This window comes from Methanosarcina sp. KYL-1 (assembly GCF_024372725.1).
Lineage (GTDB): Archaea > Halobacteriota > Methanosarcinia > Methanosarcinales > Methanosarcinaceae > Methanosarcina.
Genome location: NZ_VOUA01000030.1, coordinates 1 through 12,990, shown reverse-complemented (window position 1 = coordinate 12,990; position 12,990 = coordinate 1). Strand labels below are relative to the sequence as shown.

Sequence of the window (12,990 nt, the reverse complement as noted above, 5' to 3'; positions counted from 1 at the left end):
CTCTTTTTTGGCTAAAAATAAATATTCAGGTCTTCAAGCTTCAGTTCTACCTGAAAAACCTTTTTCGCTCAAAGGATTTCGAGCATTTATTTAAATTTATCCCTTCTAATTATTGTTTGATGTCTTTTTGCATCATTTATTCGCTGCAGTCCTGTGAGTTTCGGTATTTTATTCTCTGAAGTTCATATTTCTTCCTTTATTTATCTTGATTTTTTTAACCTTTTTTGATTGCCTTTTTTAATTGCATTTTTTAATTGCATTTTTTATTTTTTCTGGATAAGTTCCAGGACCTCGCACAGCTTTTTTGCCGTATCAAGGACCGTCTGCATTCCCACGGCGTCTTCTTCTGCCGGGTTCCAGGCAATTCCTCCAAAGTGGGCATCGTCTCCGACAACTATCATCCCGTGGATGTGCATCCAGTCGTGGATGGACTGTATGGTCTTTTCCTGTCCGCCGTTCCTCGAACCCCCTACTGAAAGGGCAGCTCCCACTTTGTTTTTCAGGGCAAAGTTTTTGCGGCGCAGGAGGACGCTCCGGTCAAAAAGGGCTTTGAGCTGGGCAGGGTAATTCCCCATATACACGGGAGAAGCCACGAGAATGCCGTCGGCTTTTCTCATTTTTTCATAGGCTTCTTCCATGTCATCCTCAATTACGCAGGAATCTTTTTCCCTGCATGCCCCGCAGGCTTTACAGGGGGCAAGCTCTGCGGAAGAAAGAAAAATTATGTCAGTTTCAAAGCCCCTCTCTTTTGCAAGTTCCAGGGCGGTTTCGATCATTTTTTCACAGTTCTGGCCCTTTCTGGGGCTGCCTGAAATCCCTAATATTTGCATTCGTATCATTCCGGAATTCTTTTATATTAATTTATCATTGATATTCAGTAATAATTGTTTAAAATTATTACACATTTGGTGTAAACTGATGTTGGATTTTATATAATTTAGGAAAAAATATCCGGGCACTGTTATATATTAACTTCTCGACATATATATTTCCAATTTTTATATATTCCTCTATACCTTTTACGTAAATTTATATATCAAAACTCAGTAAGTTAAATTACTCTAATTATATAGGAGGTTGGTTGATTGGTAACATTTTTAGATAAGATCAGTGAAAGAGCAAAGAAACTTAACAAGACCATCGCTTTACCTGAAACTGAAGACATAAGAACCCTCCAGGCAGCTGCCAAGATCCTTGAAAGAGGTATTGCAAAAGTTGTCCTTGTCGGTAATGAGGCCGATATTAAGGCGCTCGCTGGAGACCTTGACCTCTCAAAAGCAAGAATTGTAAATCCTAATACCTATGAGAAAAAAGATGAATACATTAATGCTTTCTACGAGTTGAGAAAGCACAAAGGCGTCACACTTGAAAGTGCAGCTGAAATTATGAGCGATTACGTCTACTTCGCTGTTATGATGGCAAAACTCGGGGAAGTAGACGGAGTAGTATCAGGCGCTGCCCACTCTTCTTCAGACACCCTGAGACCTGCAGTCCAGATCGTGAAGACAGCCCCGGGTGCAGCCCTCGCATCCGCTTTCTTCATCATTGCCGTACCTGACTGCGAATACGGGTCAAACGGGACATTCCTCTTTGCTGATTCGGGTATGGTCGAAATTCCAAGCGTAGAAGATGTTGCGAACATTGCCGTGAGTTCTGCAAAAACCTTCGAACTGCTGGTCGAGGACGTGCCAAAGGTTGCAATGCTTTCCTACTCCACCAAGGGAAGCGCCAAGAGCAAGCTGACCGAAGCAACAATCGCTGCTACAAAGCTTGCACAGGAACTCGCTCCTGACGTTGCAATCGACGGTGAACTCCAGGTTGATGCAGCAATTGTTCCTAAAGTCGCAGCTTCAAAAGCCCCCGGAAGCCCTGTTGCAGGCCAGGCAAACGTCTTTATCTTCCCTGACCTGAACGCTGGAAACATTGCATACAAGATCGCCCAGAGGCTTGCCAAGGCCGAAGCATATGGCCCTATCACCCAGGGACTTGCAAAGCCCATTAACGACCTGTCCAGAGGCTGCAGCGACGAAGACATCGTCGGTGCCGTTGCAATCACCTGTGTCCAGGCTGCAGCACAGGATAAATAATCGGAAGCGTTTTATCAAATTCCATACATAGTATCTTTTATCCGTAAAACTGAATAGGTGATCGGAACTAAAGGATTGAACTTGGGGTTTATACATGAAAGTACTGGTAATAAACGCAGGGAGCTCGTCTCTCAAATATCAGTTAATTGACATGACGAACGAATCCGCTCTTGCAGTAGGTCTCTGTGAGAGGATAGGCATTGACAACTCAATAATTACCCAGAAAAAGTTTGATGGGAAAAAGTTGGAGAAGCAGACTGATCTTCCTGACCACAAAGTTGCTCTCGAAGAAGTCGTCAAGGCTCTCACTGACGCTGAATTCGGTGTCATAAGTGACATGTCCGAGATCAATGCGGTAGGGCACAGGGTTGTCCACGGTGGCGAGAAGTTCACCTCTTCGGCCGTAATCACCGAAGATGTTAAGCAGGCCATAAAAGACTGCTTTGACATGGCACCCCTGCACAACCCGCCAAACATGATGGGTATCGCCGCATGTGAGGAAATCATGCCAGGCACCCCGATGGTTGCTGTCTTCGATACTGCATTCCACCAGACAATGCCTGACTATGCATACATGTATGCTCTGCCGTACGAATTCTACGAGAAGTACAGCATCAGGAAATACGGCTTCCACGGGACATCCCACAAGTATGTGGCCATGAGGGCTGCTGCAATGCTCGGCAAGCCTCAGGAGGAAGTTAAGGTCATCACCTGCCACCTCGGAAACGGCTCAAGCATCACTGCAGTAAAGGGCGGCAAGTCTGTGGAAACCAGCATGGGCTACACCCCGCTCGAGGGCCTGGCAATGGGTACCAGGTGCGGTTCCATTGACCCGGCAGTCGTTCCCACCATCATGGACAAAGAGGGCATGACTACCAGGGAAATAGACAACATGATGAACAAGAAGTCCGGTGTACTCGGAGTTTCCGGCCTGAGCAACGACTTCAGGGATCTGGACGAAGCTGCTTCCAAAGGAAACAGGAGAGCCGAACTTGCCCTGGAAATCTTCGCCTACAAGGTCAAGAAGTTCATCGGGGAATACTCAGCCGTGCTCAACGGTGCCGATGCCATTGTCTTCACTGCAGGCATTGGGGAAAACAGCGCAAGCATCAGGAAGAGAATTCTCACCGGCCTTGAGGGACTGGGCATATCGATCGACGACGAGAAGAACAAGATTAGGGGCCAGGAAATCGACATCAGCACACCCGATGCCTCTGTCAGGGTCCTTGTCATCCCGACCAACGAAGAACTTGCCATCGCAAGGGAAACCAAAGAGTTGGTCTGTGTCGACGAAAAGTTAGGTGCTTCAATATCTGTCTGAATGGTAAAGGAGATCTCTCCTTTGCCTTTTTTCACTATTTTTTATCTTTTTAGTTAGGTCTATGGCTTTTCACTCGGTTTTTTCACTTCGATTTTTTTCGCTCAGATTTATCACTCTTATTCCCACTCTGATTATCCATTCCGATTATTCATTCCGATTATTCATTCCGATTATCCATTCCGATTATCCATTCCGATTATCCATTCCGATTATCCATTCCGATTATCCATTCCGATAAGGCTTCGAATTTCCCAAACTTCCACAAACCGGGAATTAAAAACCAGATTATTTAATCGATCAAAGACATCCTTACTCAAAAAAACTATTTTCATGATTGCGTATGATCACGGATCAGAACCCCACCCCACTGAAATTCGACACTGATAGGACAGCAGTTGCAGGCATCCTCGAAGCTGCCCGGGCAGAGGGCCGGTATACGCTGGGCCTTGAATCCTTCGGAGTCCTGAAAGCTTACGGCGTCCCGACAGTGGGCACAGCCGTTACAAAGACCGTAGAGGAGACTGTCAGGGAAGCCGAAAGAATCGGATATCCCCTGGTAATGAAGGTCGTCTCCCCCCAGATCTCCCACAAGTCCGATGTTGGCGGGATCAAACTCTCCCTGCAAAACGCCGGGGAGGTAAGGGCTGCTTTTGAAGATATGATGGAGGCAATCCCGAAAAAAATGCCTGATGCCGTCCTTGAAGGCGTCCAGCTCCAGCAGATGCTCTCCGGGGGCAGGGAAGTCATCATCGGGATGGTCCGCGACCCTACCTTCGGCCCCATGCTCATGTTCGGGCTCGGCGGGATCTACGTGGAAATCTTAAAAGACGTCAGGTTTGCCATTGCCCCGGTAAACGAGTCTGAGGCCAGGGACCTGATCACAGGCATAAAGACCTACCCCTTGCTCGCTGGAGTCCGGGGGGCAGAGCCGAGTGATATTGAAGCTCTTGCAGACTCCATTATTAGAATTTCCCAGCTCGTCTGCGATTTCCCGGAGATCGAAGAGTTCGAGATTAACCCGATGATTGTTTTTGAAAGGGGAAAGGGCGCTCTGGCCGTGGACATGCGGCTTGTGCTGAAGAAGGACTGATTTCGTCTATTCAATATTGAATACCTCCGCCAGCTTGCCTAAAAAGTACTTCAATTAACCCTGCAAACCTTTTTTCATTCACGGTAATTTAGGAATCCTCCGCCAGCTTGCCTGGAGGCGCCTCCCCTAAAAAGAAGTGAAAAAGAATTCAATGGACTTTTCAGTCATTTCTCTGTTTTTCAGTCATTTTTCTGTTCTTTTGGGGTATTCAAATGTATATTTTAACCATCAGTAGAAATTTAATAGTCATCAGTCTAACTTTTATAGTCACAAGGCTCTCTTTTATAGTTCTGCAAATATACTTTACGGAAAAGGCCGGTCAGCAAGCTGACCGGTGAGTGCGTCGGTACCTGAAAAGCAAATTGAAAAATGTTTCTTTTTCTCTATTTACTCAAAAGCATCAACTGCATAACGTTGGGCGACCTATTCGCTATTTTAAGGGGCGACCTATTCACTGCTTTCAGAATATTTTTCATTCCGTCCACGTCAGATCCTCTAATTTTCAAATATGCTGGCCTCAATCATTTTTCGTTAGCATTTGCCGGTGGTTTCGGAATTATAAGACGTTTCAGGCTCAGGTCCGACTAAAATTATAACATTTGTTTCGCACATATTGAGGGTAGCAAACGAGGTGATAATACGACCCAGGAACGGAAAAGATTCGTGCTGGCTGTGGGTATCCTGCTTCTTTCGAGCACTGTAGCCGTCAATCTCCTGCTTGAAGATTCGCCGGTGGTAATCCAGCTTGAAGGGGACACTTTCAAGGTTGTGGATATCCCGTATGTGTATACGGTAAAAGAGGCGTATGTTCTCCTTTTTTCCGGGTTTTTGGGGGGGCTGGCACTGGCCCAGGTTCTTCATTCTCTGGGGCTTTCTGGTCCGGTTTTTCCCGTACAGGGGCCTGCAGGGCAGGTTACGGCATTAGGTCAGGTTAAGGCAATCAATCTTGCAGCAGAGGCAGTTTTGGAAGAACATTCGGGGTACCTTCATGAGAATTCAGAATCTTCCCCTGAGAATCCCCCTGTTGAAGAATTTCAGCCTTCCAGGGCTAACGTTGACCCTACGGACGTCCTTTTGCGGGCCCTTGAAGGAGATGAAAGAAAAGCCGTGGAATTAATTACGGCAAAAGGAGGAAGAATTCTTCAAAACGAACTTGTAAATTCCCTTGATTTTTCCAAGGCCAAGGTATCCAGGGTCCTTATGAATCTGGAACGAAGGGGCATAATTGAAAAGAAAAAGTACGGGCTTACGAACTGTATTTCGATAGCTAACGAGCTTAAAGAGTGTACAGGGCTCAAGGGGGAAATTAAATGAAGAAAGGTAATATAATCTCGGTTTCAGCTGCCTTATTGATCCTGCTTCTGGGGGTTTTCTGGCTGTATGGAACCGGGGCTGACGTGCATATCGCGGATATGAGCTCTTCCCCCATCGGGGTCAGGGAGTCGGGACAACTGGACATAGTGCTTCAGAACAACGGTTCGAAACCTGTGGATGTGTGGCTTGAAGTCGAGAATGCTTTTGTGGACATGAACGGAGAGGCTCGCTCCACTTCAAGGCTGATTATTTCCAATGACTCTGCGGATCCGTGGAATGCCGAATTTGTATCTCTTCAGAAGCCGATTCACCTCCTTCCGGGAAACAATTCGGTCAGCGTATGGATCGGGTATGCACTTCCGGGAAAATACCCGGTAAATGTGAAGGTTGTTGAGAACGGCAGGCTCCTTGATGAAGGCACCTATCTTGTAGAGACTCCTCCTCCAGAAATCCACCTGAAGCTGGAATATGAAATGGGGCGCAGGAATACTTCTGATGTTTACAGGATCTACGGATACCTGATCAACAAAGGAACCGGTTCTGCGCTGGATGTTTCCACGAACCTGACGGTGACAGAGGAGGGGACAGGGGAACCGGTCTTTACATCTTCCAGGACTTACGATGTGAGAGGAAATGATAAGAGTGCCCTGTGGACCTGGCCGGATTACCCTTATGCAATTGTGGAAATTGCGCATGGAAACCCCTTAGAAGAGCCCTATATGCCTGTCCAGAATGTGGTGATCGGGGGAAGCGAAGACCGCTTCAGGGTTAATGTAACTTCCACGTGGCAGGGCCAGGCAGTTTCTGCCGAATTGCTGCTTCCTTCGGGAAAGGAAACAGGTGATGCGTATGATTAAGCGATATGAACTTCTCAGTTGCAGGCATGCAAAACTTATGGTTCTCTTGATTTTACTTTTCGGAATCTGTGCCGTCTGCCTTGGCCAGGATCCTCTTGAAGCCAGGGTGGAAAAACTGGTCCGGGGTCTTGGGGATGAGGACCCGGATATCAGTTATGCCTCAGCTGATGGGCTTGCGGATATTGGGGAACCCGCAGTGGATCCTTTAATAAAGGCATTGAAAGACGATGATCCGCAGGTGCGCAGCCTTGCTGCTCGTGTTCTCGGGGAAATAAAGACCCAAAAAGCTGCGGACCCTCTTCTGGAGGTTCTCGACGATCCCTTCCCGGAGGTTCGTATGAATGCGTCTTATTCACTTGGTCTGATTGGAGACACGGAAGCTGTTGAGCCTCTGATAGGGCTCCTGGAAGATGAAGACGAAGAGGTGGTCCGCTATACTGTGATTGCTCTTGGGCGATTGGGTGATCCCAGGGCTGTCGAACCTCTCAGCGAAGTCCTGGATAGTGAAAGTCTCGATGTACGCCGTGAAGCTATGCATTCCCTTGGAGAAATCGGAGATCTGGGGGCCGTTGACCCCCTTCTGGACCTGTTAGCTGATGAAAAGCTCGGAACTTCCGCAGCCTACATCCTCAGCCGCTTTGAAAGTGAACAGGTTTTTGGAAAGCTCACTGTGCTGCTGGACAGCAGGGATCCCACAACCCGAACCAACGCCGTAACCGCACTTGGGAATGGCCGGGACCCTGAGGCTGTCCCCTTTCTGGTCGAAATGCTGGATGACAGGTCTCCTGGGGTAAGAAGGGAAGCCGCTTATTACCTTGGACATTTTGAGCCTGAAGAAGCTGCCCCGGCAGAACAACCCCTGATCGATGCCCTTGGAGACAGTGAACCCGAGGTACGGGAAGCTGCTGCCCGCTCTCTTGGAAAGATCGGAAGCAAAGAAGCAGTACCATCCCTCGAAGAACTCCTTCAGGATAAGAACCAGAACCTCCATGTTGCTGCTGTTGCGGCCCTGGGAGATATCGGAGACCCTGAGGCTGTTGACTCTCTTATTGCCCTTCTTGGGGATGAGGCCTGGTTAGTAAGGTCGGGGATTGTGCAGTCCCTTGTAGAAATCGGAGATCCGCAGGCTGTTGATCCTCTGATTTCGCTGCTTGGGGATGAACACTATAGGGTAAGGAGAAGTGCCGCAGAGGGCCTGGGAAAGTTTGGGGACCGGAGAGCCGTTGGCCCCCTTCTCAAGGCTCTCGAAACCGAAAGGGAAAGGGATGTCAGGATTGAGGAGGTCCGGGCTCTCGGGGAGCTGGGAGGACCGGAGGCCATCGAAGGCTTGAGCCGGATCAGTACGGATATGGAAGAGTACCGTAATGTGAGGACTGTTGCAGAAGAGGCACTTGGAAAGCTCAAGGGAGAAGAAGGAGCAGTGAATACCTCTTCTCCTTCTTAATCGAGGCGTTTGGCTCGGGAAACACACCGAATGCAACTGAGTTCAAACTGAGTATAAAATTAAGTATAAAAGAAATAAAGAAACAAGCAAACAATTTCCTTACTTTATGTTTTTATTGGTCTGGCAATAACTGCAAACGTTCGGGATCTTTGAAAGACAATTTGTTCTCTGTTCCCGGTTTTTGATTGACTGTGGTCAACAATTAGCGAAGGCTTTGCTAGATTTTTGAATGTTCTAAAAAAATACTCTACTCTAAAAAATGCTCAAATGTTTCAAAAAAATACGGAGGAATGAACAAAATGAAGAAATATACGGTAGTTTCACTGGCTGCTCTTACTGTCTTAATTGCAGTCGCAGCAGGCACTGCAAGTGTGACAGGCACTTTAAGTGCAGCAGATAATGTTAGTCACAGAACCGTCACTTGTAATGTTACCGATACCGGTTATGAATGCGATAGCTGGTCCGATGAACGGTATCCTGTAATCGATCTATTCGGAGAGAAGTATGTCCCGCTGCTCGCCAATAACGATGATCTCCGGGACGCGCACGTGAACAAGCTTGCCGGATTGGTTCTTGACAGTAATGAAACGCATACTCTCGAAAAAGGCGAAAAACTTGACCTGGGCCATGGTTATGCTCTCGAAGCCAGGCAGATTGTTGATAATATTGATAGTGGAGAGGTCTGGCTAGAATTCACCAGGGACGGACAACATGTCGCTGACCGAAACATCTCGGTTGATTCCGAGGACAACAAGACATGGACTGTTGTCCTTGACAATGTTCAGGGTGAAAACGATATTGTTGTCATGAAAGTCCATGTCAGGCAGTCATTCGTGGGCATGGAAAAAAGAATCGTCTGGATCGATGGGATCTGGCTTATTGATTATGCAAATGCCATGACCCTCAATATCGGGGATGAATACGGGGAATTCACACTTGAACAAATCATCAGCGGAGTAGATGCATCTAACCCTGGAAGTCTTGTTTTCGGAAATGCTTCTATTGCTGACAACGCTTCGGTTACTGACAATTCTTCAGCCGCTGATGATGCTTCGGTTACAGATTTATCCTCATCCGGCACTTCCGGAAATGAACCAGTAAAGTCCACTGGAAAAATTACAGGATCGCCTACTTCGTGGTACTGGGACTTATGGAGATGTATCACAATGAGAAGCAAATGTACATCTTAATTGTAAGGCTGCAGAGTTTCGAGCCCCGGAAGAAATGTGGGGCCTGAAACTCCGGAATAAAAAGAGAATGAGACGCTGAATGAGAATGGGGAAATTGTAATGTGTTTGAGTTCTTTGCTTCCGGGTACTGGAAAGGAGGCTGAAAGGTTTGGAAGGAACTGAGGATATGATACCCGTGCAGGTCCTGTCGCTGCCGGATGAGGTGCCGCTGCTTGCCAGGGCTCTTTCAAGGCCCCTTTCGATGAAAATCCTGAAACATCTCCGGGAAAAACAGATGTCTGCAAGCGAGCTTGCAGCAGAACTTGGCCTGCGCCTGAACACCCTAAAATACAACCTTGACGCACTGGAAGAAGCTGGCCTGATCCGTGTAAAGGTGGTAAGATGGAGCTGTAAAGGCCGTAAAATAAAAGTCTACACTCCTTCGGAGCAGCCAATTTTACTGCTTCCCGGGGCAAAAACAAATGAAAATCCTTCTATTTCATACTTTCTGGAGGAAGTTAGAGGTGAACTTTGCCGGGGGTGAACCCTGTCGGCCCGGAAAGGTTCTGAATTAAACCTCAGCAGAATCAAGCCTTGGTAGAATTAAGCCTTAAACCGGCTCAAGTAAAAATAAGGACAAAGTAGCCCCCCACAAAGAGGACAAGGATCAAAAAGCTTTCCCAGCCTATGCCTCCTATGCCGTACCTTTCCCTGTCCAGGAGTCCCAGGACCAGGATCGCACTCAGCATCAGGGTCAGGGTGATTATGAAGGTCTGGCCGCCTGTAAGGGCATGGTATACTGAACCTCCTGAATAAGCAAAGTCCGTAAAAGCCACGGTAAGAACGTCAAAGGTATTTCCTCCCACGATGTTGCTTACGGCAAGGGTGAGGGCTCCTTCCCTTACCGCCGAAAAGGTGACAATGAGTTCCGGAAGGGAAGTGGACACAGCTGTAAAAAGCCCGCCCACGATGGTTTCCGAAAGCCGCGTTTCTTCGGCAATGACGATTCCCGTTTGTGCTACCATATATCCGGAGACGGCTACGGCAGCCGCAAGTATAATGAACCTGGCTGAAACGCCCTTTTTGCTCAGGGTCTCGCTTTCAAAGTAGCGTACCCTGTCTTCCACGGTAAAGGCCGTGTGTTTCGGGGCCCACATACCTCTTTGCTTTGCTTTCCAGATAAGGCGTATCCCGAAAACGTATGCAAGTATTATGAAAACCGATGCCGGATGGATCCCGAGTACGAAAACTTCGGGAGAAAATGCCACCAGCAGGATAAAGGAGAGCAGGATTATGAGGAGCATTCCCTGCATCAGGCTGGGGTAGGATGCCGCCGCATGTTCGAGGTTTGCTTTCCTGTAGCTGATGTCGGCAAGGGCAAGAAAGGCTGTCTGGGCAAGGATTCCCCCTACGGCATTGCTGACTGCAAGTTCCGGGTGGTCCTGGCTTGCTGCAGTAAGCGAGGTTACAATTCCCGAAAGGGACGTAATCGCTCCGAGGAGTATTCCTCCCACCATGGCTTCCCCGAGGCCCGTAAGGTCTGCAAGCTGGTCCGCAGTCCTGCCCAATCTGGTCCCGGCTGCCCCGATAATAGATGTAAATAAAATAAAAAGTATTATTGCAGCGGGCAAGTCCACCGGTTTTCCCCCTCTTTCTTAATCAAGAATAATAGCGGGAACAAAAATAATGGGGACAAAATACAAGGAACAAAATCCCTGAAGAAAAATCCCAGGAATTTTGCCTGTGCGTCCCTTTCAATCTTCTACCAGTTCTATGGCATTTGTCGGGCAGGCATCCACACACTGCTCGCATTCGGTGCAGTCGTCCGGGCGGGCAACAACTGCCCTCTTTCCTTCATCCGTTTCTTCCACGTCATATACTTCCGTCGGACAGACGTCGTAGCATTCAAGCGACCCCACACATTTCTCGTAATCGATTTTCGGATACATTTCTTACCCCCGATTATTTTGTTTCTTTAAGTTTCAGCTTTTACTTGACATGAATAATTAAATTTCAGCTTTCATTTCTCTACCAGTTCAATTGCCTTTGTCGGACAGGACCTCAAACAGTGCTCACATCCGATGCACTCTTCCGGATGGGAGACCACCGCTTCTTTTATGCCCTTTCTTTTCCTGGTAGTGAAGACGTAGGAAGGGCAGACCAGGTAGCAGGCAAGGGATCCTGTACATTTGTCATAATCGATTACAGGATACACCTTTTCCTCCCTGTTCGCTTTTATCAATCTTCAACAAGTTCGATGGCGTCTTCCGGGCAGGCATCCACGCACTGCTCACATTCGATACAGTCATCGGGGCGGACTACTGCAGCTTTTTTGACTCCCTCTTTTTCCTCTATATCGAAGACGTCTGCCGGGCATACCTCATAGCAGGCAAGAGCCCCGGTACACTTTTTATAATCGATTTTCGGATACGTTCTTTTCCCCCCGGATTTTAGATTTTCAGTAAACAGGTGAAACTCAGATTACAAAGTCATCTGTTACATCAGATTACAAAGTCACCTGTTTTTTTACAGGATTTTGACATCTACGGTTTCTACGTTTTCCCTGTAAGGCACTGTCACGTATAGTTTTCCGTTTGAGTATTTTGCAGCGGCTTTTTCCGGGACGACATCGCAGCAGAAGGCATAGGTCCCCACGTACTCAACTCCCGTTTCTTCCCTTTTTGCTTTGATGAAGAAGCCGTCTTCAACCATCTTTAACTCTATACTTTCTTTTTTTACTCCTGGCAGGTCGATTTCAATGTCCAGTTTTCCCTGTTCGTCCGAACATGAAAACACGTCAGGAGACATTTTTACCATTGCTATATCCATACCCCCTTTCTGAATTTCAGAATAAGCTAAATAATAATAGCTGGATCGCGTTATTTATAATTTGTGAACAATAAATTACCTCAGTCAGATTTTTCTTTTGCCAGGGCCTCCCTTGCCTTACCCCCGGGGTTTCCTGTGCCTTACTCCCAGAGTCCTCTGTTCCTGTCGATAAGTTCGTGTTGGGTCCCGGTCCTTGAGCGAGTGTAGATCAGGGCTGCAGGGTGAAAGAGTTTAAGGACCGTTTGCCCTTCCACATTTTCGGGAACTCCCCATTCTAGCTTCTTTTCGGGGCAGTAGGCTTTTTCTGCAGTGTTGCCAAGGAGGATTATTAGATTCGGGTCAAGCAGGGTGATCTGGGCGAGCAGGAAGGGTTTGCAGGATTCAAGTTCGGTTTTTTTCGGGTTCCTGTTTTCCGGGGGGCGGCACTTGACGGTGTTAATCACAGCCCAGTCTTTTTCCGAAAGGCCCATATATTCGACCATTTTGTCCAGTTCTTTTCCTGCCCTCCCGCAGAACGGAATTCCTTTTTCGTCTTCGTTTTTTCCGGGGGCTTCCCCTATGAAGAGCACTTTCGGGGTGCGAGAGCCTTTTCCTATTACCCTGTTGGTCGCGGTTTCATGGAGAGGGCACCGTGTACAGGCAATTATGGCTTTTTCTACGGCTTCATAGCCTGCATCTACCAGTTCCTTTGCCCTTGCTTCAAAATCTTCACTGTCTTTTTTCCCGTCTGGCATGGTTTTTATCTTCCAGTTTTATTACATCGGGAGCGCGGAGGGTCACGAATACCCCGTCCTTTAGGTCGGGGATGAAGTGAACCCTCGCACATTTTTTGTGCTCCTTTAAATTGATAAAACATTGCTTCTTTTTAAAATGAGGTTG

15 protein-coding genes are annotated in these 12,990 nt (G+C 47.6%); 8 read left to right on the top strand and 7 right to left on the bottom strand.

Annotated elements, in window-relative coordinates; translation table 11 throughout:
* Nucleotides 1–263 precede the first annotated feature (263 nt).
* Complete coding sequence (locus FTO70_RS15290; RefSeq protein ID WP_255336630.1) at nt 264–830, bottom strand: flavodoxin family protein; 567 nt, start codon at nt 828–830, stop codon at nt 264–266.
* 255 nt (nt 831–1,085) lie between these two features.
* Between FTO70_RS15290 and pta the strand changes: the two genes are divergently transcribed.
* From pta to FTO70_RS15250, 8 genes are all read left to right on the top strand, one after another.
* Complete coding sequence (gene pta, locus FTO70_RS15285; RefSeq protein WP_255336629.1) at nt 1,086–2,087, top strand: phosphate acetyltransferase; 1,002 nt, start codon at nt 1,086–1,088, stop codon at nt 2,085–2,087.
* Between the two features lie 94 nt (nt 2,088–2,181).
* Complete coding sequence (locus FTO70_RS15280; protein WP_255336628.1) at nt 2,182–3,408, top strand: acetate kinase; 1,227 nt, start codon at nt 2,182–2,184, stop codon at nt 3,406–3,408.
* Between the two features lie 340 nt (nt 3,409–3,748).
* A complete protein-coding gene (locus tag FTO70_RS15275; RefSeq protein ID WP_255336627.1) occupies nt 3,749–4,498 on the top strand; it encodes an acetate--CoA ligase family protein in 750 nt (249 codons plus the stop codon).
* Between the two features lie 663 nt (nt 4,499–5,161).
* Nucleotides 5,162–5,812 (top strand): hypothetical protein, encoded by a 651-nt coding sequence (locus FTO70_RS15270; RefSeq protein ID WP_255336626.1) that lies wholly within the window; start codon nt 5,162–5,164, stop codon nt 5,810–5,812.
* A complete protein-coding gene (locus FTO70_RS15265) occupies nt 5,809–6,669 on the top strand; it encodes a hypothetical protein (RefSeq protein WP_255336625.1) in 861 nt (286 codons plus the stop codon). Before FTO70_RS15270 ends, FTO70_RS15265 begins: the two co-directional genes overlap by 4 nt.
* The gene (locus FTO70_RS15260) at nt 6,662–8,113 is read left to right on the top strand and encodes a HEAT repeat domain-containing protein (RefSeq protein ID WP_255336624.1); all 1,452 of its coding nucleotides are present in this window, start codon (nt 6,662–6,664) and stop codon (nt 8,111–8,113) included. The genes FTO70_RS15265 and FTO70_RS15260 overlap by 8 nt, the downstream gene beginning before the upstream one ends.
* A gap of 299 nt (nt 8,114–8,412) precedes the next feature.
* Nucleotides 8,413–9,303 carry an S-layer protein domain-containing protein gene (locus FTO70_RS15255; protein ID WP_255336623.1) on the top strand — a complete coding sequence of 297 codons (891 nt, stop codon included), beginning with the start codon at nt 8,413–8,415 and terminating at the stop codon, nt 9,301–9,303.
* A 148-nt stretch (nt 9,304–9,451) separates the two neighbouring features.
* Nucleotides 9,452–9,826, top strand: a complete 375-nt coding sequence (locus FTO70_RS15250; protein WP_255336622.1) for a transcriptional regulator — start codon at nt 9,452–9,454, stop codon at nt 9,824–9,826.
* Between the two features lie 76 nt (nt 9,827–9,902).
* On the opposite strand, the gene FTO70_RS15245 is transcribed toward FTO70_RS15250, so the two are convergent.
* The 6 genes from FTO70_RS15245 to FTO70_RS15220 all read right to left on the bottom strand — a co-directional run bounded on the left by FTO70_RS15245 (nt 9,903) and on the right by FTO70_RS15220 (nt 12,845).
* The gene (locus FTO70_RS15245) at nt 9,903–10,919 is read right to left on the bottom strand and encodes a hypothetical protein (RefSeq protein WP_255336621.1); all 1,017 of its coding nucleotides are present in this window, start codon (nt 10,917–10,919) and stop codon (nt 9,903–9,905) included.
* 117 nt (nt 10,920–11,036) lie between these two features.
* Entirely contained in the window at nt 11,037–11,231 is a 195-nt protein-coding gene (locus FTO70_RS15240) for a ferredoxin family protein (protein WP_255336620.1), read from the bottom strand.
* 71 nt (nt 11,232–11,302) lie between these two features.
* Nucleotides 11,303–11,497 carry a ferredoxin family protein gene (locus FTO70_RS15235; protein WP_255336619.1) on the bottom strand — a complete coding sequence of 65 codons (195 nt, stop codon included), beginning with the start codon at nt 11,495–11,497 and terminating at the stop codon, nt 11,303–11,305.
* Between the two features lie 23 nt (nt 11,498–11,520).
* A complete protein-coding gene (locus FTO70_RS15230; RefSeq protein WP_304364521.1) occupies nt 11,521–11,751 on the bottom strand; it encodes a ferredoxin family protein in 231 nt (76 codons plus the stop codon).
* 57 nt (nt 11,752–11,808) lie between these two features.
* A complete protein-coding gene (locus FTO70_RS15225) occupies nt 11,809–12,105 on the bottom strand; it encodes an Hsp20/alpha crystallin family protein (RefSeq protein ID WP_255336655.1) in 297 nt (98 codons plus the stop codon).
* 146 nt (nt 12,106–12,251) lie between these two features.
* Nucleotides 12,252–12,845, bottom strand: coding sequence for a uracil-DNA glycosylase family protein (locus FTO70_RS15220; protein ID WP_255336618.1), 594 nt, complete (start codon nt 12,843–12,845; stop codon nt 12,252–12,254).
* Nucleotides 12,846–12,990: the final 145 nt, after the last annotated feature.

Bases quoted from the DNA above. Each gene is read 5' to 3' on its own strand.
- FTO70_RS15290 (WP_255336630.1), bottom strand. From the start codon at position 830: ATGCAAATATTAGGGATTTCAGGCAGCCCCAGAAAGGGCCAGAACTGT.
- FTO70_RS15280 (WP_255336628.1), top strand. From the start codon at position 2,182: ATGAAAGTACTGGTAATAAACGCAGGGAGCTCGTCTCTCAAATATCAG.
- FTO70_RS15275 (WP_255336627.1), top strand. From the start codon at position 3,749: ATGATCACGGATCAGAACCCCACCCCACTGAAATTCGACACTGATAGG.
- FTO70_RS15265 (WP_255336625.1), top strand. From the start codon at position 5,809: ATGAAGAAAGGTAATATAATCTCGGTTTCAGCTGCCTTATTGATCCTG.
- FTO70_RS15260 (WP_255336624.1), top strand. From the start codon at position 6,662: ATGATTAAGCGATATGAACTTCTCAGTTGCAGGCATGCAAAACTTATG.
- FTO70_RS15255 (WP_255336623.1), top strand. From the start codon at position 8,413: ATGAAGAAATATACGGTAGTTTCACTGGCTGCTCTTACTGTCTTAATT.
- FTO70_RS15240 (WP_255336620.1), bottom strand. From the start codon at position 11,231: ATGTATCCGAAAATCGATTACGAGAAATGTGTGGGGTCGCTTGAATGC.
- FTO70_RS15220 (WP_255336618.1), bottom strand. From the start codon at position 12,845: ATGCCAGACGGGAAAAAAGACAGTGAAGATTTTGAAGCAAGGGCAAAG.